The following is a 22,163-nucleotide window of genomic DNA, read 5'->3' on the forward strand; positions in this document are numbered from 1 at the left end:
CGGCACCGGATGCCGGGTCGCTGGCCGGGTGCGCCGGCGGCGGGCAGGATGGTGGCGCGCGAACGCGCCGCGACACGGCATCCGATATCTTGATGTCAAGATTTCTACCCGTACCTCGGAATGGAGCACCGGTGACTGACTCGACGATCATCTACACGCACACCGACGAGGCGCCGGCGCTGGCGACGGCGTCGCTGCTGCCCATCGTCTCGGCCTTCGCGAAGGCGGCCGGCGTGCAGGTGCAGACGCGCGACATCTCGCTCTCGGGCCGCATCCTCGCCGCGTTCCCCGACCGGCTGCGCGACGACCAGAAGGTCGACGACGCCCTCGCCGAGCTCGGCGCGCTCGCCAAGACGCCCGAGGCCAACATCATCAAGCTGCCGAACGTGTCGGCGTCGATCCCGCAGCTCAAGGCGGCCGTCGCCGAGCTGCAGAGGGCGGGCTACGACCTGCCCGACTACCCCGACAACCCGAGTACCGACGACGAGAAGGCCGCGCGGGCCGCCTACGACAAGATCAAGGGCTCGGCCGTCAACCCCGTTCTGCGTGAAGGCAACTCGGACCGTCGCGCCCCCGCGTCGGTCAAGAGCTACGCCCGCAAGCACCCGCACTCGATGGGCGCCTGGGACTCCGCGTCGACGACGAACGTCGCGACGATGGACGCCGGCGACTTCCGGCACAACGAGAAGTCGGTCGTCGTCGAGGCCGACGGCACGCTTCGCATCGAGCACGTCGCCGCCGACGGCACGACGACGGTGCTCAAGGAGTCGGTGCCGGTCCTGGCCGGCGAGGTCGTCGACGCGACGTTCATGGACGTCGCCGCGCTGCACCGCTTCCTCGCCGCGCAGGTCGAGCGGGCCAAGAAGGAGGGCGTGCTGTTCTCCGTGCACCTCAAGGCCACGATGATGAAGGTCAGCGACCCGATCATCTTCGGCCACGTCGTGCGCGCTTTCTTCGCCGACGTCTTCCGCGAGTTCGGGGCCGACCTGGCCGCCGCCGGGGCCTCGCCGAACGACGGCCTCGGGGCCGTGCTGTCGGCGGTGCAGACGCTGCCCGGCGACCGACGTGCGGCGGTCGAGGCCGGCATCCAGCAGGCGATCGCCGACGGGCCCGACCTCGCGATGGTCGACTCGAACCGAGGCATCACCAACCTGCACGTACCGAGCGACGTCATCGTCGACGCCTCGATGCCGGCGATGATCCGCACCTCGGGCCACATGTGGAACGCGGCCGGCGACGAGCAGGACACCCTCGCCGTGCTGCCCGACAGCTCGTACGCGGGCATCTACCAGGTCGTCATCGACGACTGCCGCGCCAACGGCGCCTACGACCCCTCGACGATGGGCTCGGTGCCCAACGTCGGCCTCATGGCGCAGGCCGCCGAGGAGTACGGCAGCCACGACAAGACGTTCGAGATCCCGGCCGACGGCACCGTGCGCGTCGTCGACGGCGAGGGAACCGCACTGCTCGAGCACGCCGTGTCGGCCGGCGACATCTGGCGCGCGTGCCAGACCAAGGACGTGCCGATCCGCGACTGGGTCAAGCTCGCCGTCACCCGCGCCCGTGCCACCGGAGCCCCCGCGGTGTTCTGGCTCGACGCCGACCGGGCCCACGACGCCAACCTCATCACGAAGGTGAACGAGTACCTCGGGGAGCACGACACCGACGGCCTGACCATCGAGATCATGAAGCCGACCGACGCGATCGCCTTCTCGCTGGAGCGGATCCGTCGCGGCGAGGACACCATCTCGGTCACCGGCAACGTGCTGCGCGACTACCTCACCGACCTCTTCCCGATCCTCGAGCTCGGCACGTCGGCGAAGATGCTCTCGGTCGTGCCGCTCATCAACGGCGGTGGCCTCTTCGAGACCGGCGCCGGCGGGTCGGCCCCGAAGCACGTGCAGCAGCTCGTCGCCGAGAACTACCTGCGGTGGGACAGCCTCGGTGAGTTCCTCGCCCTTGCCGTCAGCTTCGAGCACCTCGCACAGGTCACCGACAACGCCCACGCCCAGGTGCTCGCCGACACGCTCGACCGCGCCACCGGCCGCCTGCTCGACGAGAACAAGGGCCCGGCCCGCAAGGTCGGCCAGATCGACAACCGGGGCAGCCACTTCTACATCGCGCTGTTCTGGGCGCAGGAGCTGGCGAAGCAGACCGACGACCCGCAGATCGCCGAGCGCTTCGCGGACGTCGCCGCGCGCCTCTCCGAGAACGAGGAGAAGATCGCGGGCGAGCTCATCGACGCGCAGGGCTCCCCCGTCGACATCGGCGGCTACTACCGCCCGGATGCCGACAAGGTGGCCTCCGTCATGCGTCCCTCGGCCACGCTCAACGAGATCATCGACTCGCTGGGCTGAGCACCCGAGCCGGTACGCGAGGGCCCACCCGACCACACGGTCGGGTGGGCCCTCGCACGTGCGGGCTCCGGCGCCGGTTTCCCCTGCCGTGTGGCCACTCGATGGTGGCTGAGCGCCCGGCCTGAAACCGCCACCTCTCGACGGGGTCGAAGCGCCCTCTCGACGGGCGGGGTGGGTCAGGCGGCCGGGGGCTCGAACCAGCCGGCGATGCTCGCGGCGAGGCCGAGGTCGCCCGAGGCCTTGAGCTTGCCGGTCATGAACATCATCACCGGGTTGCCGGTCTTGCTGATGATCTTGACGAAGGCGACCGGCGTCAAGGTCAGCGCGAGCGAGGCGTCGCCCTCGTGTCCCTCGGTGACGCGGCACGTGCCGTCGGCCACGGCCACGGTGTAGCGGTCCTCGCCGCCGTCGGGGCGCTCGGTGATGGTCCAGTGCGTCAGGGCCCGGGCGTCGCCCGCCCGCTCGGGACGGAAGATCTGCGGCATCCGCTCGAAGACGTTCTCGACGATCGGCGCGCGGTTCGGCCCGCGCATGAGGGCCCCCAGCTCACCGTCGGACATCGTCCTGACGACGGCGATGAACTCCCCGGGCTCGAGCGCCTTGAGCTGCTCGGGGGTGGCGGTGGTGAGGTCGAGCATCGGGCTCCTCGGGTCACGGGTGCAGCACGCGCGGCACCGGACGGCGCCGTCACCGCAACCTAACCCGTGGGCTCGCCCTCGAGGAACCAGCCCCGCACCATGCCCTCGGGCCGGCCCGGCTCGATGAGGTGCTCGGTCGAGAACCCGGCCGCGAACATCTCCTCGGGCATCTCGAGCATCCCCCGCGCGTCGGACTGGCTGGCGTGCGCCTGCAGCGCGCGCCGCTTGACCTCGATGAACTCGCCGACGTCGCAGGCCCAGTGCAGCTCGCTCTCGGGGGTGCCGAGGGGGTTGCCGTCGTCCATGGGCTGGCTCGGGTCCCAGTCGCCGACGTCCATGCCGGCGCCCTTGGCCGCCTCGAACGAGCGCATCATCGCGTCGCGGTTCATCGTGCTCTCGAGGTAGCGACGGATGCCGGTCAGCTCGGCCGCACGCTTCGCCACCGCGTGCACCTTGACGTGGTCGGGGTGGCCGTAGCCGCCGTGCCAGTCGTAGCCGACGAGGACGTCGGCCCGCTCCTCGCGCAGGATCGCCGCCACGCGCTCGGCCGCCTCCTCGGTGTCGGCCCGGGTGAAGCTGTCGTCGTGGTCGTTCTGGGACCACCCGCTCATGCCCGAGTCGGCGTAGCCGAGCCACTCGACGCGGTGCGTGCCGATGATGGCGTTGCTGCGACCGGCCTCGACGTGGCGGCGCTGCACGACCGTCTCGCCCTCGCCGAGGTCGTCGGGGGCGTCGCCGTGGTCGCCGTTCGTGGCGATGACGAGCACGACGCGGTGGCCCTCGGACACGGCCCGCGCCATCGATCCGGAGGTCTGCGACGCCTCGTCGTCGGGGTGGGCGTGGACGAACACGACGGTGGCCATGGCGTCAGCCTCTCACCCGGCGGTGACGCTCAGAGCGGCAGGCGGTAGACGACGAAGCCGCTGAAGGGCACGAGCGAGTCGTAGAGGCGGCGGGCCACCGCGTTGTCCTCCGCCGTCTGCCAGTAGACCCGGCCGCACCCCTGGGCCCGGGCCCACTCCGCCACCGCCTCGACGAGCGCCCGCCCGACGCCACGGCCCCGGGCCTCGGGCGAGGTGAAGAGGTCCTGCAGGTAGCAGACGTCGGGGCCGCTCGTGTTGGCGTGCACGAGGAAGTGCGTGATGCCGACGAGCTCGCCGTCGACCCGCGCGCCCAGCGCGTGCAGCACGGTGTCGGAACGGAACTCGCGCCAAGCGCGGTCGTAGGCCGCCTGCGGCAGCTCACGCCCGTAGAAGGCGATGTAGTCACGGAACAGCGCCTCCCACCGGTCGTGGTCGGCATCGGTGAGCGGCCCGACCTCCCCGGCGGGGTGGTCGGGCCGCCCCGGGCCCTCGCCCGAGGCACCCGGAGCTCCCGGAGCTCCCGGGCCGCCCGACCCGGTCATGCCTTCTTGGCCGTGGCCTTCTTGGCCGGCGCCCGCTTGGTCGTCTTCTTCGCCGTCTTCTTCACGGCGCGCTTGCGCGTCGTCGGGCCCTTGGCCCGCTTCTCGGCGAGCAGCTCGAAGCCGCGCTCGGGGGTGATCGACTCGGGGTCGTCGTCCTTGCGCAGCGTCGCGTTCGTCTCGCCGTCGGTGACGTAGGGGCCGAACCGGCCGTCCTTGACGACGACGGGCTTGCCGCTCGCCGGGTCCTCGCCGAGCTCCTTGAGCGGGGCGGCCGCCGCTGCGCGCCCGCGCTGCTTGGGCTGGGCGTAGATGGCGAGCGCCTCGTCGAGGGTGATGTCGAACAGCTGCTGCTCGGAGGTGAGCGAGCGGGAGTCGGTGCCCTTCTTGAGGTACGGGCCGTAGCGGCCGTTCTGGGCCGTGATCTCGACACCCTCGGCGTCGGCTCCGACGACCCGCGGCAGCGACAGCAGCCGCAGGGCCGCGTCGAGGTCGATGGTCGAGAGGTCCATGTCCTGGAAGAGGGAGGCCGTCCGCGGCTTGGCCTTGACGGCCTTCTTGCGGCCCTTGGCCGGCGCCTCCTCGGCGTTCTCCGGCAGCACCTCGGTGACGTACGGGCCGTAGCGCCCGGCCTTGGCGACGATGTCGTGGCCGGTCGCCGGGTCCTGCCCGAGCACCTTGCCGTCGTCGGCCGCGGCCTCGAGCAGCTCGCGGGCCTTCGCGGGCGTCATCTCGTCGGGGGCGACGTCGTCGGTGATCGTGGCCCGTCGCGGCGCGGCCGGCACCTCGGCGCCCTCGGCCACCTCGCCCGTCGAGAGGTCGACGCCCCCGGGAACGACCTCCTCGACGTAGGGGCCGTAGCGACCGACGCGCACGACCATGCCCTCGCCGAGGGGGATGGTGCTGATCTCACGGGCGTCGATCTCGCCGAGGTCGTCGACGAGCGCTCGCAGGCCCGCGCCCGACGTCGCCTCGTCGCCGAAGTAGAAGCGCTTCAGCCAGTCGACCCGGCCCTCGTCGCCGTTGGCGATGCGGTCGAGGTCCTCCTCCATCGAGGCGGTGAACTCGTAGTCGACCAGGTTGCCGAAGTGCTCCTCGAGCAGCCGGGTCACGGCGAAGGCGAGCCACGTCGGCACGAGCGCCTGGCCCTTGGTGAAGACGTAGCCGCGGTCCTGGATGGTGCCGATCGTCGACGCGTACGTCGACGGGCGACCGATGCCGCGCTCCTCCATCGCCTTGACGAGGGTGGCCTCGGTGTAGCGCGCCGGCGGGCTCGTCTCGTGGCCGTCGGCCTCGGCGCGCACGACCTCGAGCTGGACGCCCTCGCTGACCTTGGGCAGTCGGCGCTCCTCCTCGGCGGCCTGCGCGCGGGCGGCGGCCTCGTCGTCGCGACCCTCCTCGTACGCGGCGAGGAAGCCGCGGAAGGTGATGATCGTGCCGCTGGCGCTGAACTCGACCTGCTGGGCGCCCTCGATGCCGGTGTCGACCGTGAGCTTGACCGTGGCCGTCGAGCCGCGGGCGTCGGCCATCTGCGAGGCGACGGTGCGCTTCCAGATCAGCTCGTAGAGCGCGAAGTCCTCGCCACGCAGCTCGCCGGCCACCTGCGCGGGCGAACGGAAGCGGTCACCCGCCGGGCGCACGGCCTCGTGCGCCTCCTGCGCGTTCTTGACCTTCTTCTCGTAGCGGCGGGGGCTCTCGGGCACGTACTCCGCGCCGTAGAGGTCGCGGGCCTGGCTGCGCGCGGCGGTCAGGGCGGCGTCCGAGAGCGTCGTGCTGTCGGTACGCATGTAGGTGATGTAGCCGCCCTCGTAGAGCCGCTGCGCCACGCGCATCGCGTTCTTCGACGACAGGCGCAGCTTGCGCGAGGCCTCCTGCTGCAGCGTCGAGGTCGTGAAGGGCGCCGACGGGCGGCGCGTGTACGGCTTCTCCTGCACGTCGGAGACGACGGCGGTCGTCGCGACGACGGCCTCGGCGATGCGCCGGGCCAGCCCCTCGTCGAGCTGCACGGTGCCCCGCCCGGTGAGCACACCGGCATCCGAGAAGTCACGCCCCGTGGCGACGCGCGCACCGTCGACCTGCGAGAGGCGCGCGGTGAAGTGCTGCCCGGCGCTCTCGGGAGTGAACTCGCCCTCGACGTCCCAGTACGACGCCCGCACGAAGGCCATCCGCTCGCGCTCGCGCTCGACGACCATGCGGGTCGCGACCGACTGCACGCGGCCGGCCGAGAGTCCCTGGCGCACCTTGCGCCACAGCACCGGGCTGACCTCGTAGCCGTAGAGGCGGTCGAGGATGCGGCGGGTCTCCTGCGCGTCGACCATGGCCGTGTCGATCTCGCGGGTGTCGTTGACGGCGCGCTGGATCGCCTCGCGGGTGATCTCGTGGAACACCATGCGCTTGACGGGGACCCGCGGCTTGAGCGCCTCGAGCAGGTGCCACGCGATGGCCTCGCCCTCGCGGTCCTCGTCGGTGGCGAGGTAGAGCTCGCTGGCGTCCTTGAGCTTGCGCCGCAGCTCGGCGACCTTCTTCTTCTTGTCGGCGTCGACGACGTAGTAGGGGTCGAAGCCGTTGTCGACGTCGACGGCGAACCGGCCGTACGGCCCCTTCTTCATGTCGGCGGGCAGCTCGCTCGGGTTCGGCAGGTCACGGATGTGCCCGATCGACGCCTCGACCTCGTACTCGCCGCCCAGGTAGCTCGCGATCGACTTCACCTTTCCCGGTGACTCGACGATGACGAGCTTGCGGCCCTTGCCAGCAGCCATGACTGTTCCTCGACTTCCTCGGTCGCACGTGCAGCGGATTCGTCGCTGCTCCGACGTGGACGCGGCTAGACCGTAACAGCCCGAACCCGACACGACCTGAACGGCTCACGCGGGGTCGTGCCGTCGCACCGCCTCGGATGCCGGGTGGCCCGGCAGGTGCCCGGCGGCCACCGGGCGTGGTAAGTTTAATGTTCAACACACGGAGGAGCCGACCATGACCGCCACCACCCGCGAGAGCGACCGCACCGCCACGACGAGCCCCGCGCCCGTGCTGTACCTCAGCCACGGCGCGCCGCCGCTCGCCGACGACGCGCGGTGGACCGGCCAGCTGGCCGACTGGTCGGCCTCCATCGACAAGCCCGAGAACGTGCTCATCGTCTCCGCCCACTGGGAGGACGCCCCGACGACGCTCGGCACGACGACCGGCGCCCCGCTCACCTACGACTTCTGGGGCTTCCCCCAGCACTACTACGAGGTGACCTACGACGCCCCGAACGCGCCGGGCCTCGCCGACGACGTGACGAAGCTGCTCACCGCCCCGGGAGCGGCGTCGTCGTCCGACGTGCACCGCGACGAGCAGCGCGGCCTCGACCACGGCGCCTACGTGCCGCTCAAGGAGATGTTCCCCGACGCCGACGTGCCGGTGCTGCAGATGTCGATGCCGACGCTCGACCCGCGGGGGCTGTTCGACATCGGCCGTCGCCTCGCCCCCCTGCGCGACCAGGGCACGATGATCGTGGGCTCCGGCTTCACGACCCACAACCTGCGGTGGTTCGACCCGCGCGCCGGCGCCGACGCCGCCGCCCCGCAGGCGAGCGCAGAGTTCGACCAGTGGGCGCAGGAGGCCATGCAGGCGCAGGACGTCGACAGCCTGCTCGACTTCCTCGCCAAGGCCCCGGCCGCCCGCGAGGCCCACCCCCGCACCGAGCACTTCGCGCCGCTCTTCGTCACCCTCGGCGCGGCCTACGAGTCCGGCGGCCTCGACAACCGCAGCGTCATCGACGGCTTCTGGTTCGGCCTCAGCAAGCGCAGCTGGCAGTTCGGCTGAGCCCCGGCGGGCCGGACGCCCGTGCGTCGGCTCACAGGGTCGGGCCGGAACTCGCCCCACCGGGCACCCGTTGTCGGGAGGTGGGGGCCACACACCGCGGTCGTGGCCCGGGAACTCCCCTGACCCCGGGCCGCGGCCGCTCCCCCGGCCTACCTGCCCGTCCCGGACGGCTGCCGCCCGCGACGGCGCCCGGTCGACGCCGGTGCGACAGCCTTTCGTCGGGGCCTGCAGCGTGGTCACCCGGGTGCGGCAGGGCGGCATCCGGAACCGGCCGCGGCCCCGTCCCGTCCTCGAGGGGCTGCCCGTAGAGTGTCCGTACGCTCGCCCGGCGGCACCTGCACCACGCCTGCACCACACGCCTCCGGCGGGCTCCGGGACCACCGTCCGGGCCCTCGGGCCACGGCCGGAACATAGGGGAAGGACCCGTTCGACGATGACCGATCAGCCCGCCACCGCTGCCGCGCAGCCGGCCCCCCTCGCGCCGCCCGCGGCCGACGCGTTCGCGCTGACGCCGCCCCCGGTGGCCGCGCCCGTCGCCGAGACCGCCGCGCCGAAGATGGCCCCCGCCGTGCCCGAGGCGGCGCTGCCCGGCCTCGACGCCAAGGTCGACACCTACCTCACCGACCTCATGAAGGCCGCGACGAAGTCGCCGGAGTGGGAGGCCAAGGCGGCCGACGTCCGCTCGATGGGCAACGACGAGGTGCGCTTCGCCGCCGAGAGCAGCAACCGCATGCTGCAGCTGCCGGTCAAGGCCCTCAACGACGGCAACCTCTCGGGCAGCTCGAAGGTCGGCAAGACCCTGCTCGACCTGCGCCGCACCGTCGAGGACCTCGACCCCGGGCAGGCGACGGGCGCGAAGAAGTTCCTCGGCATGATCCCGTTCGGCGACCGCGTCACCGACTACTTCCGCAAGTACCAGAGCAGCCAGAGCCACCTCAACGGCATCCTGCACTCGCTGCAGTCGGGGCAGGACGAGCTGACGAAGGACAACGTCGCCCTCAACCTCGAGAAGCGCTCGCTGTGGGACTCCATGGGTCGGCTCAACCAGTACGTCTACGTCGCCGAGCGGCTCGACGCCAAGCTCTCGGCCCAGGTCGCGACCCTCGACGCGACCGACCCCGAGAAGGCCAAGGCGATGCGCGAGGACGTCCTGTTCTACGTGCGCCAGAAGCACCAGGACCTGCTGACGCAGCTGGCCGTGTCGATCCAGAACTACCTCGCCATCGACATCGTCATCAAGAACAACATCGAGCTCATCAAGGGCGTCGACCGGGCCACGACGACGACGGTGTCGGCGCTGCGTACGGCCGTCATCGTCGCGCAGGCCCTCAACAACCAGCAGCTCGTGCTCGACCAGATCACGGCGCTCAACACGACGACGTCGGGGCTCATCGAGCGCACGAGCGAGCTGCTCAAGACGAACTCGGCGCGCATCCAGGAGCAGTCGGCCAGCTCCACCCTGTCGATCGAGTCGCTGCAGAAGGCGTTCGCCAACATCTACGAGACGATGGACGCCATCGACCAGTTCAAGGTGCGCGCCCTCGACAACATGGCCGCCAGCATCGGCACCCTCGAGACCGAGGTGGCCAAGTCGCGCAGCTACCTCGACCGCGTCAAGGCGCACGACGACCGCACGGCGAGCGGCACGGCATCCGGCGTGCTCGACCTCGGGGCGCCGCGCTGAGGGCACCGACCGTGACGAGAGCACGGGTGGCACGAGCGGCAGGGTCGCCGGACGCGACGCGGCCGCGGCAGGCGCAGCGGTAGAGGACGGGACGCAGTGGGCATCAGGTCGTGGTTCGGGCTGGGCAGGCCCGAGGTGCCCGAGCCTGCCCCCACGCCCGGCCCGCCCACGACCGAGCAGCTGCTGACGGCGCTCGACGGCATCGAGCAGCTCGCCCGCGACGGCAAGGTGCCCGGCGTCGTGCTCTCGCGGCTGCTGCGCGTCACCCGGGTCGTGCGCCAGTGCCTGCCGCGGCTGTCGAACCTCGGCCTCGGCAGCGCCCAGGGTTTCAGCGTCATGGCGACGGTGACCGACTACCTGCCCGTCGCCATCGGCAACTACCTGCGGCTGCCCCGCGACTGGGCCAACACGCGGCCGATCGCAGCCGGCAAGAGCTCGGTCATGCTGCTCGTCGACCAGCTCGACCTGCTCGGCTCGACGATGGACAAGGTCTACGACGCCGTCAACCGGGCCGACGCCGAGGCGATCATCGTGCACGGCGCCTTCCTCGAGCAGAAGTTCGGCCACCCGGCCTCCGGTGGCTCGCTCGGTCTCGACGCCCCCGACCCGACACCGCCGTCGCGGTCCGTGGATCCGGACGGCGCCCCCGTGCGTCCGTCCGTCGACCCCCTCGCCCCGCCGACCTGAGAGCACCCGCCACCGACATGAGCCGTGACGACCAGCCGGGAGAGCAGCTGTGAGCAGACATGAGCACTGACGCCGACACCCACCTCGACGAGGCGCTGGGCGGGCTGGCCGACGTCGCCGGCGAGGCCGGCCTCGACCCGGCCGTCGCCCGCGACGAGGGCCTGCGCGTCGCGGCCGCACTCGCCGAGTCGGTGCCCGGAGCCGCCGTGTCGTGGGCCGCCGTCGCGAGGCCGGGCACGACCGACCTCGGCGCCGCCAACGAGGCCTTCTTCGACGCGGCCTCCCGCGGCCGTCGCTGGCGCGCCGCCCCGACCGACCTGCTCGCCACGCTCGTGGAGTCGGGGAGCCCCCGCGCCGCCGACTACGCGCAGGCCCTCACCGAGGTCGCCTCCGCCGCCGTCATGCTCGGCACCGCACCCATCTGGGTCATCGCCAACGCCTCGGCCACCTCGGCCGCCTACCTCGCCGCCGCCCGCCCCGCGACCGCGCCGCCCGCCGTCCCCGCCCTGCCGCCCCACGCCTTCCCGACCCCCACGCTCACCGGGGGGATGCCGGGGAGCCCGCTCGGCGGCATCCGCGCGGGTGCTGACGGGGCCGGGTCACCGGCCACCGGTGCGGCGGGCGCTCCCGCGGCCACGCAGACGGCCGAGCCGGGCGCGACGGCCTAGCCCGAGGCGCCGGCGGAGCCCGAGAAGACCGTCGAGGAGCTGCTGGCCGAGCTCGACGACATGATCGGTCTCGACGCCGTGAAGAAGGAGATCCACCGCCAGGTGGCCCTGCTCACGGTCGAGAAGCTGCGCACCGAGGCCGGCCTCAAGGCCCCGCGGATGAGCCGCCACCTCGTCTTCGTCGGCAACCCCGGCACCGGCAAGACGACCGTCGCCCGGCTCGTCGGCGGCATCTACAAGGCGCTCGGGCTGCTGCCGACCGGTCAGCTCGTCGAGGTCGACCGCAGCGAGCTCGTCGCCGGCTACGTCGGGCAGACCGCCATCAAGACGGCCGAGGTGTGCGCGAAGGCCGTCGGCGGGGTGCTCTTCATCGACGAGGCCTACTCGCTGGCCGGCGACCAGTACGCCCAGGAGGCGGTCAACACCCTCGTCAAGGAGATGGAGGACCACCGGCACGACCTCGTCGTCATCGTGGCCGGCTACCCCGACCCGATGGCGCGGTTCATCGCCCAGAACCCGGGGCTCGCGAGCCGCTTCACGACGACGATCGAGTTCGACGACTACGACGACGACGAGCTGATGGCCATCCTCACCTCGATCGCGTCGGGCTCCGACTACGAGCTGTCGGACGAGGCGGAGCAGCGCGTGCGGGCCATGCTGCAGGCGACCCCGCGCGGCCCCGCCTTCGGCAACGGCCGCTTCTCGCGCAACCTCTTCGAGGCGGCCGTCGGGCGCCACGCCTGGCGGCTGCGCGACGAGAAGGCGCCGACGGTCGAGCAGCTGCGTCGCCTCGAGGCCGGCGACCTCGTCGAGATCCCCGAGACCGAGCCGACGGCGCCCGTCCCGGGGTCGGCTCCGGACACGCTCAGGGACGACCCTGATGGGGTCGGCGCCGACGATGAGGCACGCTCGGACGAGCACCCCCACGACGACGAGGGCTCCGCATGAGTGCACCGACGACCAACATCCCCGTGTCCGTCCCGGCCGGACAGCGTTCCCCCGCGCCCTCCGGAGGGCGTGGGGGGCCCGGCACCGGCCCGGCCACCATCGCGGGCAGCCTGTCCGGCATCCCCGACGCCCGGTCGGTCGTGACGCGCCTGCTGCACGGCACCCCGGGGCGCATGCGGGTGCTCGGCCTCGTCGCCGTCGTCGCGGCCCTCGTCGTCGGCGCGGTCAGCGTCAGCGCGCTGCTCGGCGCCCAGGCGGCCGTCGACCGGGCCGCCACGAACACCGCCCAGGTGGTGCGGGCGCAGACGATGCACGTCGAGCTGCTGCGCGCCGACGCCCTCGCGACCAACGCCTTCCTCGTCGGCGGCCTCGAGTCGCCGCAGTCGAGGGCCCAGTACGAGGCGGCCATGAGCGCCGTCGCCCGAGGGATCAGCGAGGCCGCCGCGGCCCAGCCCGCCGACGCCGAGGCCCTCGGCGCACTGTCGGCGCAGGTGCAGCAGTACGCGGCCCTCGTCGAGCAGGCCCGCACGAACAACCGCCAGCTGCTGCCCGTCGGGGCGCAGTACCTCAGGCAGGCGAGCGCCGGCCTGCGCGCCGAGGCGATCCCCACCGTCGAGGCGGTCGTCACGGCCAACGAGAAGCGGTCGCGCGACGAGTTCTCGCACTCGTCCTCGGTCGTGCTCCTCGTGCTGGGCGCCCTCGCGCTCGCCGTGCTCGTCTACGTGGCGGTCTGGCTGGCCCGCCGCACCCACCGCTACCTCAACCGCTCGCTCACCGGGGCGGTGGCGCTGCTGCTCGTCGGCCTCGTCGCCGCCGCGGTCACGGTCGGCAACATCAGCCGCGACGCCCAGGCGGTCGACCGGGGCAGCTACACCCAGGTCAAGGCCCTCGCCGACGTGCGCACCGCCGCCTACGACGCCCGGGCCCAGGAGGGCCTCGGCCTCGTCGCCCGCGGGCAGAGCGGTGACAGCGAGAAGGCGTTCACGGCCGACGTGCGGGAGGTCAGCGACGCCATCAACGACGTGACGCCCAGGCAGACGCGTCAGTCCCTGGGTGAGCAGTGGTCGGCGTACACGACCAAGCACGGTGAGATCCGCGCGGCCGACGACTCCGGCGACTGGGAGCAGGCCGTCGGGCTCGCCACGTCGACGGGCTCGGGCTCCGCGACGGCCACCTTCACCACTTTCGACACGACGGCCAGCAACCTGCGTGAGGACGCCTCCCGCGAGGTGGCCGCCTCGCTCGACGGCATCGGTGGGAGGGCGCCGTGGATCGCCCTCGCCCTCGGTGCCGCCGCCCTCGCGGCCGCCTGGCTCGTGCTTCGAGGGTTCGCCCAGCGACTGCAGGAGTACCGATGACACGACGACCGCGCGCCGTCCGCCGGGCCCGGGCCGGCCTCGTCACCGCCGGGGCGGCCCTGACCACCGCCGCCCTCGCCGCCTGCTCGTCAGGGGGCTACACCCCCACCGCGGTGCCGACCCCGCGGCCCACGGCGACCCAGGCGCAGGGCAACAGCCCGGCCGCGAGCTGCAGCACCGCCACCCAGTCGTACGACCCGCTGCCGAGCCTCCCCGCCGCCGACTCGATCCGCGACGCCGGCCTGCGCAAGATCCTCGACGCCGGACGCATCCGGGTCGGGGTCTCGGCCGACACCTACCTTTTCGGGTCCACCAACCCGAAGACCGGCGCCATCGAGGGGTTCGACATCGACCTCGCGCGCTACGTCGCGGAGCGCCTCTTCGGTGACCCCGGCAAGGTGCAGCTCGTCGTCATCTCCGCGGCCGATCGGCTGCCGCTGCTGCAGTCCGGCCGCATCGACATGGTGGCCCGCAACTTCTCGATGACGTGCGACCGGTGGGACGACATCGCCTTCTCGGCGGAGTACTACCGCTCGGGTCAGACCCTGCTCGTCTCGAGCGACCTCAAGGACGCCGAGAACGCCACCTTCGCGACGGTGAAGGGGCTGCGGGTCTGCGCCCCGACGGGCACCTCGTCGCTCGCGCTGCTGCGCCAGCAGGCCGAGCGGTACGACCTCAAGCCGGTCGACGCCCCCAACCACACCGGCTGCCTCGTGCGCTTCCAGCAGGGCGAGGCCGACGCGATCACCGGCGACGACACCGTGCTGGCCGGGCTCGCGGCCCAGGACCCGTACACCGTCGTGAGCAAGGCCAAGCTGGTGACGACCGAGCCGTACGGCCTGGGCGTCAACAAGGACGACGTCTATCTCGCCCGCTACCTCAACCGCGCCATCGCGGAGTACGAGTCGAGCGGGCGGTGGAAGAAGAGCTACGACACGTGGCTGGCCGACACGCTCGGCCAGGCCCCGGCTCCGCCCACCCCCCGGTACGGGCGCTCATGACGCCGTTCCCGCAGACCTCCGACGGCGCCGGTCCGGGCGCGACGAGTGGCGCCGCCGGACTCACGGCCCCCGCGGCGCCCGGCTCACTCGGCGTCCCGGTGCAGGCCGGTGCCGCGCAGACCTACCTCAACGCCCTGCGTCAGTGGGTGACCCAGCGACGGGCCGACCTCGCCGAGGTGGATGCCGTCGTGCTGACCCTCCCGCCGGCCGACCAGGCGGCGATCACGACCGACCTCACCGTGGCCCTGTCGTTCTGGAAGGCGGTCGACGACCGGCTCGTGCTGCTCGAGACCACCTTCGACGGAGGGCGGGTCGGGCCGAAAGAGGCGGAGCGCCTGTCGACGCTCATCCACGGCCGCCTCGACTCGAACAGCTCGGGCAACCTGTCCCTGCCCTCGAGCGGGTCTCTGGCCGTCAGCCTGCCCGAGGCCTGCCGCCTGCTCGACTCGCTCACCCGCACCCTGCAGGCACGGGCGTCACTCGCCCCGGGGGCAGCCGAGTCGTCGCAGCGGATCACACTGACCCGCAACGGGATCGAGCGGGTGCGCGACCAGCTTCCCCTCGTGCCAGCAGGATCGGAGCGCGACGCGGCCGCCCAGCAGCTCGCGCGGCTCGACCGCCGGCTCACGGACCTCGTCGACCGGGCCCGCCGCGGCGCCGAGGTCGGCGGCATCATCGCCCCGCTCGAGATCGAGGTGGCGACCCTCGAGCGCGACCTCATCGTCGCCTCGGCCGAGCGCGCCAACGCCGCCCGCGACCGCACCCAGACGCTGCGACGCGTCGACGAGCTCGACGCCCGGGCGGCCGCCATCCGCGCCCTCGAGAAGGCGTGCCTCGACGCCGTGACCCCGGCGCCGCACCTCGCCGTGCCCAACGTGCACGCCCTCGGACCGGTCCCCCGGGGCCGGGCCGACCTCGACGCCTTCCGCACCCGTCTCGACCGGGTGTCACGGGCGCTCGACCTCGCCCACGAGACGTACGCCGCCGCCCTCGCCGAGCGCGACGAGGTGGCCGGCCTCGCCGGCGCCCTCACCGCCATGGCCGGCGCGACGTCGGTGCCCGAGGAGGGCCGCGACGACCTCACCGAGCTGCGCGCGCGCATCAGCGCCGCGACGTCCGAGCGACCGCTGCCCGTGCACCGCACCCGGGCCCTGCTCGCCGCCCACCAGACGTACGTCGACGCCATCACCCGAGGCGCGAGCACCTCACGAGGGGGCCGCTGATGACCAGCCCGACCAGCACCACGACCGGCACCGGGGCCCGGTGCACCCAGCCCGGCTGCACCGGCACCATCAGCGACGGCTACTGCGACGTCTGCGGCATGGCCGCCGGCTCGGCGCCCGCCCCTACCGCTTCCCCCGCCGCTGCGAGCGCGGGCACGCAGGCCGGCCCACCGGCATCCGGCACCACCGGCTCGTCGGCCGCGTCCCTGCCGACCGTGCCCCCTGTCGGACCCCCTGTCGGTCCACCTGTCACACCCCCGCCCGGGGTCCCGGCGCCCGTCGTCTTCGACCCCAACGCGATCCCCGAGGGCGGACGCTGCCGTCAGCCCGGCTGCACGGGCACCATCGAGGCGGGCTACTGCAACGTCTGCGGCACCCCGGCCGACCAGCGGGCGGGCGTCCCCGTCACCGCGGGGTCGGGCGACGGCCCCGACAGCACCGCGACGGCCGCGGTGGCCGGCGTGGCGGGGGTCGGCCCCGAGCTGTCGACCCGGTCGGCCGCGTCGAGCAACCTCGCCTCGGCTGCCCTCGGGTCCAAGCGCGCCCGCGAGTCGGGCAGCATCGCCACCCGGCGAACCGGCGGGTCGCAGCGGCTGCGCTCGGCGCGCCTCGGCGGCGGCATCACGACCGTGCGGCCGGCCCCCCAGATCGACGCCGAGCGGGCCCTGCTCACCAACCCCTCGGTGCCCGAGGGCAAGCGGTTCTGCCCCAAGTGCGGCGAGCCCGTGGGTCGTGGCCGCGACGGCAAGCCGGGGCGCACGAGCGGCTTCTGCGCCAACTGCCGCCAGCCGTTCTCGTTCGAGCCCAAGCTCAGGCAGGGTGACCTCGTCGCCGGGCAGTACGAGGTGGCCGGCTGTCTCGCCCACGGCGGTCTGGGCTGGATCTACCTCGCCCGCGACAAGAACGTGTCCGACCGCTGGGTGGTGCTCAAGGGCCTGCTCAACTCGGCCGACCCCGACGCCCTCGCCGCGGCCATCGCCGAGCAGCGCTTCCTCGCCCAGGTCAGCCACCCGAGCATCGTCGAGATCTACAACTTCGTCACCCACGACGACGCCGGCTACATCGTCATGGAGTACGTCGGCGGCACGTCGCTCAAGTCGATCCTCAAGCAGCGCATGCAGACGACAGGCCGCTACGACCCGCTGCCCGTCGACCAGGCGCTCGCCTACCTGCTCGAGATCCTGCCGTCGTTCCAGTACCTGCACGACCTCGGGCTCGTCTACTGCGACTTCAAGCCCGACAACATCATCCAGGTCGGTGACGAGGTCAAGCTCATCGACCTCGGCGGCGTGCGGCGGGCCGACGACGACGACTCCGCCATCTTCGGCACGGTCGGCTACCAGGCGCCCGAGGTGGCCGAGCTGGGCGTCTCGGTCGCCTCCGACATCTACACGATCGGGCGCACGCTCGTCGTGCTGACGATGGAGTTCCGCGGCTACCAGTCGACGTACCTGAACACGATCCCGGCGCAGGACTCCAGCCCGGTGTTCCAGCGCTACGACTCCTTCTACCGGCTCGTGGCCAAGGCCTGCGCCCCCAACCGCGACGACCGCTTCGTCTCCGCCGACGAGCTGCGGTCGCAGATGGTCGGCGTGCTGCGCGAGGTCGTCGCCATCGACCGCGGCTCGGGCGCAGCCACCTCGACGGTGAGCTCGCTGCTCTTCGAGTCACCGACGACCGGCACCGAGCCCGACGACTGGCGCACCCTGCCCAACCTGCGCCGCGACCCGCACGACCCGCAGACCGGCTGGCTCCAGACCGTCGCCGGCACCCCCGGCGAGCGCCTCGCCACCCTCGACCGGGCCCCGGCCAAGTCGACCGAGGTGCTGCTCGAGATGGCCCGCACCGCCCTCGAGGCGGGCAAGCGCGACGTCACCGACAAGACGACGACGGCCCTGCTCGCCGCCGACCCGTGGGAGTGGCGGGCGGTCTGGATCCAGGGCCTCGCGGCCCTCGAGCGTGGTGACGCCCGTGGCGCGCAGGCGGCCTTCAACGCCGTCTACGGCCAGGTGCCGGGCGAGCTGGCCCCCAAGCTCGCCCTCGCCCACTCGTGCGAGAAGGCCGGCGACGACACCGTCGCCGAGAACCTCTACACCGCCTGCGCCCGCACCGACGCGACGTACGTGCCGATGGCGGCCTTCGGCCTCGCCCGGGTCAGGGGCACGCGCGGCGACATCGACGGCGCCGTCTCGGCCTACCGCCTCGTGCCGCCGCAGTCGAGCGCGTACCGCACCGCCCGGGCCGGGCTCGCCGAGCTGCTGACGACCGCCAACCGCGGCCTGCCCGACCTCGCCGAGGCGCTGCGCACCCTCGACGACACCTCGCTCACCGCCCGCCGCAAGGCCGAGCTGACGGCGCAGATCTACCGCGAGGCGCTCGCGGGCGTCGAGACGAGCGGCAACAAGGCCGACGTCCGCATCGGCGAGCACGCGGGCACCCCGACCAACCTGCGCCTCGGGCTCGAGTCGGCCCTGCGCGAGCTGGCCCGGCGCACCCCCGACCTCGGCGAGCGCGTCGCCCTCGTCGACGAGGCCAACACCGTCCGACCCTGGAGCATCTGGTGACCGAGACCCCCACCCAGCCCGGCGAGCCCGTGAGCGTGGCGCCAGTCGCCGCGCCCGCCGAGGGGGAGGCCTGCGCCGTCTGCGGCGCCGTCAACGACCCCGGCGCCAGCTTCTGCGAGGAGTGCGGGGCCGACATCTCCGCGGGGGCCGGCCACCCGGCATCCGCCCCGGCGCAGACCGCCCCGGCCGGTGAGGAGTCGCCGCTCGACGTCGGGTGGACCGGCCCCGTCGTCCCGCAGTCCGGGCCCGCGCCGGCCGACGCCCTGTGCACCGCGTGCGGCATCGGGCACATCGTCGACGGCTACTGCGACCACTGCGGCACCCCGCCGCCCGACCCGCGCAACCACGTCGTCGTGCCCGCGGCCACGTGGGTGGGCGGTGTGAGCGACATCGGCCGTCGCCACAGCCGCAACGAGGACGCCATCGCCGTCGGCGCCGGCGAGGCCCCCGGGTCGCGTGCCGTGCTCGTCGTCTGCGACGGCGTCTCGATGGCCACCGACTCGCACCTCGCCTCGCTCGCCGCGGCCCAGGCGGCCAAGGCCGTGCTCGACCGCCCCTTCCCGCAGGGGGTGGGCACCCCCGACGCGTGGGCGGCCGGCGCCGCCCGGGCGTTCACCGAGGCGGTCGAGCGTGCCAACGAGGCCGTGGCCGCCACCGTCGACGACGACGTGCCCAACCCGCCGTCGTGCACCTTCGCCGCCGCCGTGGTCGAGAACGGCGCGGTCGTCTCGGGCACGCTCGGCGACAGCCGCGTCTACTGGCTGCCCGACCGCGACGAGGAGCCCGCCCGCCAGCTCGGCACCGACGACTCCTTCGCGCAGGAGCAGATGGCCGCCGGGGTCCCCCGCGAGGAGGCCGAGAACGGCCCGCAGGCGCACTCGATCACGCGATGGCTCGGCCGTGACTCGCCCGACGACCTCACGCCGCACCTGACCACCCTGCCCGGGGGCGAGGGCTGGCTCATGGTCTGCAGCGACGGCCTGTGGAACTACTGCTCGGATGCCGGTGAGCTGAGAGAGCTGGTCCGCGCGCGGGCCCGCGCCGGGGCGACGACCGACCCCACCGAGCTGGCCGGCGCCCTCGTCGACTTCGCCAACGAGCAGGGCGGGCGCGACAACATCACGGTTGCCCTCGCCCGGCTGGCCGGGCGAGGATCGGCACCGGCGCTCCCGACCGCGGGGGCGACCGACGTGACGACCGAGAGCGCGCCCGGGCTGGACGGCGGGAGCGACTCCACCGCCCCGACCACCCCGGTCGCCCGCACCGTGACGGGCACGACCGACCCGGCGGGCGCGGGTACGAGGGACGCACCCGGCCCGGGGGTCGCGACCGACGCGAGCGCAGGACCGCAGAGCACGGCCGCCACCACGGCGGCGACGAGTGGGGCGGCCGCGACGGCCGCCCGGGAAGAGGACCCGACCCATGGCTGACTTCACCGCTGAGGTGTTCCAGAACGAGTTCCTGCCCGACGGCGGCACCGACCTGCACGCCATCGTGCGCATCACCTCGAGCGGCGCCTCGGGGGCCGCGGCCGGCGCTGCCGGCCCGGCCGGCGCGGGTGGCTACGGCACGTCACCGTCCGCCGCCGCGCCCGGGTCGTCGGCCGAGGTCATCCTCATCGACACCTCCGGGTCGATGGGTCGTCGCGGGGTCGCCGCCGCCGGCGAGGCAGCCAAGGCCGCGCTGCACGAGATCGTCGACGGCACGCTGTTCGCCGTGGTCTCGGGCAATGGCACGGCGCAGATCGTCTACCCCTACAGCCACCAGGGCGCCCTCGTCGCCATGTCGTCGCAGACGCGCGCGGAGGCGGTGCGCGCCGTCGAGGGATTGCGCGCCAACGGCGGCACGGCGATGGGAACGTGGCTCTCGCTCGCCCGCCAGATCTTCGAGACGGTGCCGCACGTGACGAAGCGGCACGCGATCCTGCTCACCGACGGCGTCAACGAGGGCGAGACGCCCGCGTCGCTGCAGGCCGCCGTGCAGTCGTGCGTCGGCGTCTTCCAGTGCGACTGCCGTGGCGTCGGCGACCAGTGGCGGGTCGAGGAGGTCCGCGGCATCGCCTCGGCGCTGCTCGGCAGCGTCGACCTCATCCCCGCGCCGGAGGAGATGGCGGCCGAGTTCCAGGCCATGATGCGCGCCTCGATGGCCCGCGGCGTGGCCAACGCCGAGCTGCGCGTGTGGACCCCGCAGGGCGCCGAGCTGCTCTTCGTGCGCCAGGTCTCCCCGACCCTCGAGGACCTCACCTCCCGCGGCACGCAGTTCAACCCGCTGACGCGCTCCTTCCCGACCGGGGCGTGGTCGGACGAGAGCCGCGACTACCACGTCGCCGTACGACTCCCCGCCCGCACGCTGGGCCAGGAGCAGCTGGCGGCCCGCGTGCAGATGGCGCTCGGGCCTGACGCGGTCGCCCAGGCGCTCGTCAAGGCGAAGTGGAGCAACGACGACGCGCTCACCACGCGCATCGACCCGGCCGTCGCGGCCTACACGGGCCAGACCGAGCTGGCCAAGACCATCCAGGAGGGCCTCGCCGCCAAGTCGGCCGGGCAGGACGACATCGCCACGTCGAAGCTCGGCCGCGCCGTGCAGCTGGCCGCGCAGACCGGCAACGCGGAGATGACGACGCGGCTGCGCAAGGTCGTCGAGATCGACGACGAGGACACCGGCACCGTGCGCCTGAAGAAGGGGGCCTCGAAGATGGACGAGATGTCGCTCGACACGGCCTCGACGAAGACGAGCCGGGTGCGCCGGTGAGCGCGGTCTGCCCCAACGGGCACACGTCCGACGCCGAGGACTACTGCGACACGTGCGGCTCGCCGATCGACGCCGCCGCCCAGCCGGCCGCCGGTGGTGGCGTCGGGGGCGGCCGGTCCTCGCTCGACCTCGACCCGCCCCCGTCCGCGCCGTCCGCCGGCGGAGGGGGCCAGGCGGCGCCGGCGAGCGCCCCCGAGACGCTCGCCTGCCCCAACTGCCACACCGAGAACTCCCCGGGCGCCCTGTTCTGCGAGGCGTGCGGCTACGACTTCACCACCGGGGCCATGCCGCGCGGCTCCGAGCCCACCGGTGGTGACCCCGCCGTGGCGGGGGCCTCCGACGGTGGTGACGGTGGTGACGGTGTCGTGTCCCCCACTGACGGCACCGACGGCACGGATGCCGGGTCGCCGGCCGCCGTCACCGACGACCCGTCCGGCGCCGCCGGGGTCCCTGGTCCGGCCTCTCCCGCCGACCCGGCGGACCCGGCCGACACCACCGACCCGACTGACACCACCGACCCGTCCGACGCCCCTGGTCCTCGCGGCCCCGGCGACGGCGGCACCGCGGCGACCGCGGGGGCCGGCTCACCGGCATCCGCCCCGACCGGCACGGGCACGACCACGGGCACGACGGGCTTCGAGTGGCTGGCGGAGGTGTGGGTCGACCCCGACTGGTACCAGACGCAGGAGGCCGACGACCCGTGCCCGTCGCCCGGGCTGCCGACGATCATGCCGCTGCGCCACCGCAGCGTGCTGCTCGGGCGGATGTCGACGAGCCGCAACACACGGCCCGAGATCGACCTGTCGTCCGACCCGGGCGTCAGCCGCCGTCACGCGCAGCTGACGACCGACGGCAGCCGCTGGTTCGTCGAGGACCTCGGCAGCTCGAACGGCACGTTCGTCGGCCCGGCGTCGGGCCCGCTGCCCGCGGCGCCGGTCGCCGTCGGCCCCCGCACCGAGCTCGACGACGACGACCGCCTCTACGTCGGTGCGTGGACCCGGGTCGTCGTGCGGCGCGCGACCCCCGACGAGGTCGAGGCCTACGGCTGAGGTACGGCGACGGCGCGGCGCCGACG

General features: G+C 73.3%; 17 protein-coding genes. 13 read left to right on the forward strand and 4 right to left on the reverse strand.

What is annotated here, in order from left to right; all coding sequences use genetic code 11:
- Window positions 1-131 precede the first annotated feature (131 nt).
- Window positions 132-2,357 (forward strand): NADP-dependent isocitrate dehydrogenase, encoded by a 2,226-nt coding sequence (locus DFJ68_RS12400; protein WP_121033630.1) that lies wholly within the window; start codon window positions 132-134, stop codon window positions 2,355-2,357.
- 176 nt (window positions 2,358-2,533) lie between these two features.
- Here the strand turns inward: DFJ68_RS12400 and DFJ68_RS12405 are convergent, their stop codons facing one another.
- Genes DFJ68_RS12405 through topA form a run of 4 tightly spaced genes read right to left on the reverse strand, consistent with a single transcriptional unit; the run spans window position 2,534 to window position 7,156 of the window.
- Window positions 2,534-2,995, reverse strand: coding sequence for an SCP2 sterol-binding domain-containing protein (locus tag DFJ68_RS12405; RefSeq protein ID WP_121033632.1), 462 nt, complete (start codon window positions 2,993-2,995; stop codon window positions 2,534-2,536).
- A 59-nt stretch (window positions 2,996-3,054) separates the two neighbouring features.
- Window positions 3,055-3,858: a PIG-L deacetylase family protein gene (locus DFJ68_RS12410; RefSeq protein WP_121033634.1), complete on the reverse strand. Its 804-nt coding sequence runs from the start codon at window positions 3,856-3,858 to the stop codon at window positions 3,055-3,057.
- Between the two features lie 29 nt (window positions 3,859-3,887).
- The gene (locus DFJ68_RS12415; RefSeq protein WP_121033636.1) at window positions 3,888-4,400 is read right to left on the reverse strand and encodes a GNAT family N-acetyltransferase; all 513 of its coding nucleotides are present in this window, start codon (window positions 4,398-4,400) and stop codon (window positions 3,888-3,890) included.
- Window positions 4,397-7,156, reverse strand: a complete 2,760-nt coding sequence (gene topA, locus DFJ68_RS12420) for a type I DNA topoisomerase (RefSeq protein WP_121033638.1) — start codon at window positions 7,154-7,156, stop codon at window positions 4,397-4,399. The genes DFJ68_RS12415 and topA overlap by 4 nt, the downstream gene beginning before the upstream one ends.
- Before the next feature lie 214 nt (window positions 7,157-7,370).
- Here topA and DFJ68_RS12425 point away from each other — a divergent pair, with 214 nt between their 5' ends.
- From DFJ68_RS12425 to DFJ68_RS12475, 12 genes are all read left to right on the forward strand, one after another.
- The gene (locus DFJ68_RS12425; protein WP_121033640.1) at window positions 7,371-8,204 is read left to right on the forward strand and encodes a dioxygenase family protein; all 834 of its coding nucleotides are present in this window, start codon (window positions 7,371-7,373) and stop codon (window positions 8,202-8,204) included.
- Between the two features lie 433 nt (window positions 8,205-8,637).
- On the forward strand, window positions 8,638-9,888 hold the full coding sequence (locus tag DFJ68_RS12430; protein ID WP_121033642.1) for a toxic anion resistance protein: 1,251 nt from the start codon (window positions 8,638-8,640) through the stop codon (window positions 9,886-9,888).
- A 135-nt stretch (window positions 9,889-10,023) separates the two neighbouring features.
- Complete coding sequence (locus tag DFJ68_RS12435; RefSeq protein WP_121035341.1) at window positions 10,024-10,575, forward strand: hypothetical protein; 552 nt, start codon at window positions 10,024-10,026, stop codon at window positions 10,573-10,575.
- Window positions 10,576-10,634: 59 nt separating this feature from the next.
- Window positions 10,635-11,243, forward strand: coding sequence for a hypothetical protein (locus DFJ68_RS18760; RefSeq protein WP_245963622.1), 609 nt, complete (start codon window positions 10,635-10,637; stop codon window positions 11,241-11,243).
- 60 nt (window positions 11,244-11,303) lie between these two features.
- Window positions 11,304-12,191 carry an AAA family ATPase gene (locus tag DFJ68_RS18765; protein WP_245963623.1) on the forward strand — a complete coding sequence of 296 codons (888 nt, stop codon included), beginning with the start codon at window positions 11,304-11,306 and terminating at the stop codon, window positions 12,189-12,191.
- On the forward strand, window positions 12,188-13,549 hold the full coding sequence (locus DFJ68_RS12445; protein WP_121033644.1) for a hypothetical protein: 1,362 nt from the start codon (window positions 12,188-12,190) through the stop codon (window positions 13,547-13,549). Before DFJ68_RS18765 ends, DFJ68_RS12445 begins: the two co-directional genes overlap by 4 nt.
- Window positions 13,546-14,550: a glutamate ABC transporter substrate-binding protein gene (locus DFJ68_RS12450; protein WP_121033646.1), complete on the forward strand. Its 1,005-nt coding sequence runs from the start codon at window positions 13,546-13,548 to the stop codon at window positions 14,548-14,550. The genes DFJ68_RS12445 and DFJ68_RS12450 overlap by 4 nt, the downstream gene beginning before the upstream one ends.
- Complete coding sequence (locus DFJ68_RS12455) at window positions 14,547-15,773, forward strand: hypothetical protein (protein WP_245963624.1); 1,227 nt, start codon at window positions 14,547-14,549, stop codon at window positions 15,771-15,773. Before DFJ68_RS12450 ends, DFJ68_RS12455 begins: the two co-directional genes overlap by 4 nt.
- A complete protein-coding gene (locus DFJ68_RS12460; protein WP_245963625.1) occupies window positions 15,773-18,337 on the forward strand; it encodes a serine/threonine-protein kinase in 2,565 nt (854 codons plus the stop codon). The genes DFJ68_RS12455 and DFJ68_RS12460 overlap by 1 nt, the downstream gene beginning before the upstream one ends.
- Window positions 18,334-19,767, forward strand: a complete 1,434-nt coding sequence (locus tag DFJ68_RS12465) for a PP2C family protein-serine/threonine phosphatase (RefSeq protein ID WP_245963626.1) — start codon at window positions 18,334-18,336, stop codon at window positions 19,765-19,767. Before DFJ68_RS12460 ends, DFJ68_RS12465 begins: the two co-directional genes overlap by 4 nt.
- Complete coding sequence (locus DFJ68_RS12470) at window positions 19,760-21,088, forward strand: VWA domain-containing protein (RefSeq protein WP_121033648.1); 1,329 nt, start codon at window positions 19,760-19,762, stop codon at window positions 21,086-21,088. The genes DFJ68_RS12465 and DFJ68_RS12470 overlap by 8 nt, the downstream gene beginning before the upstream one ends.
- Window positions 21,085-22,137, forward strand: a complete 1,053-nt coding sequence (locus DFJ68_RS12475; protein ID WP_121033650.1) for an FHA domain-containing protein — start codon at window positions 21,085-21,087, stop codon at window positions 22,135-22,137. Before DFJ68_RS12470 ends, DFJ68_RS12475 begins: the two co-directional genes overlap by 4 nt.
- Window positions 22,138-22,163 lie beyond the last annotated feature (26 nt).

This window comes from Terracoccus luteus, from assembly GCF_003635045.1.
Taxonomy (GTDB): domain Bacteria; phylum Actinomycetota; class Actinomycetes; order Actinomycetales; family Dermatophilaceae; genus Terracoccus; species Terracoccus luteus.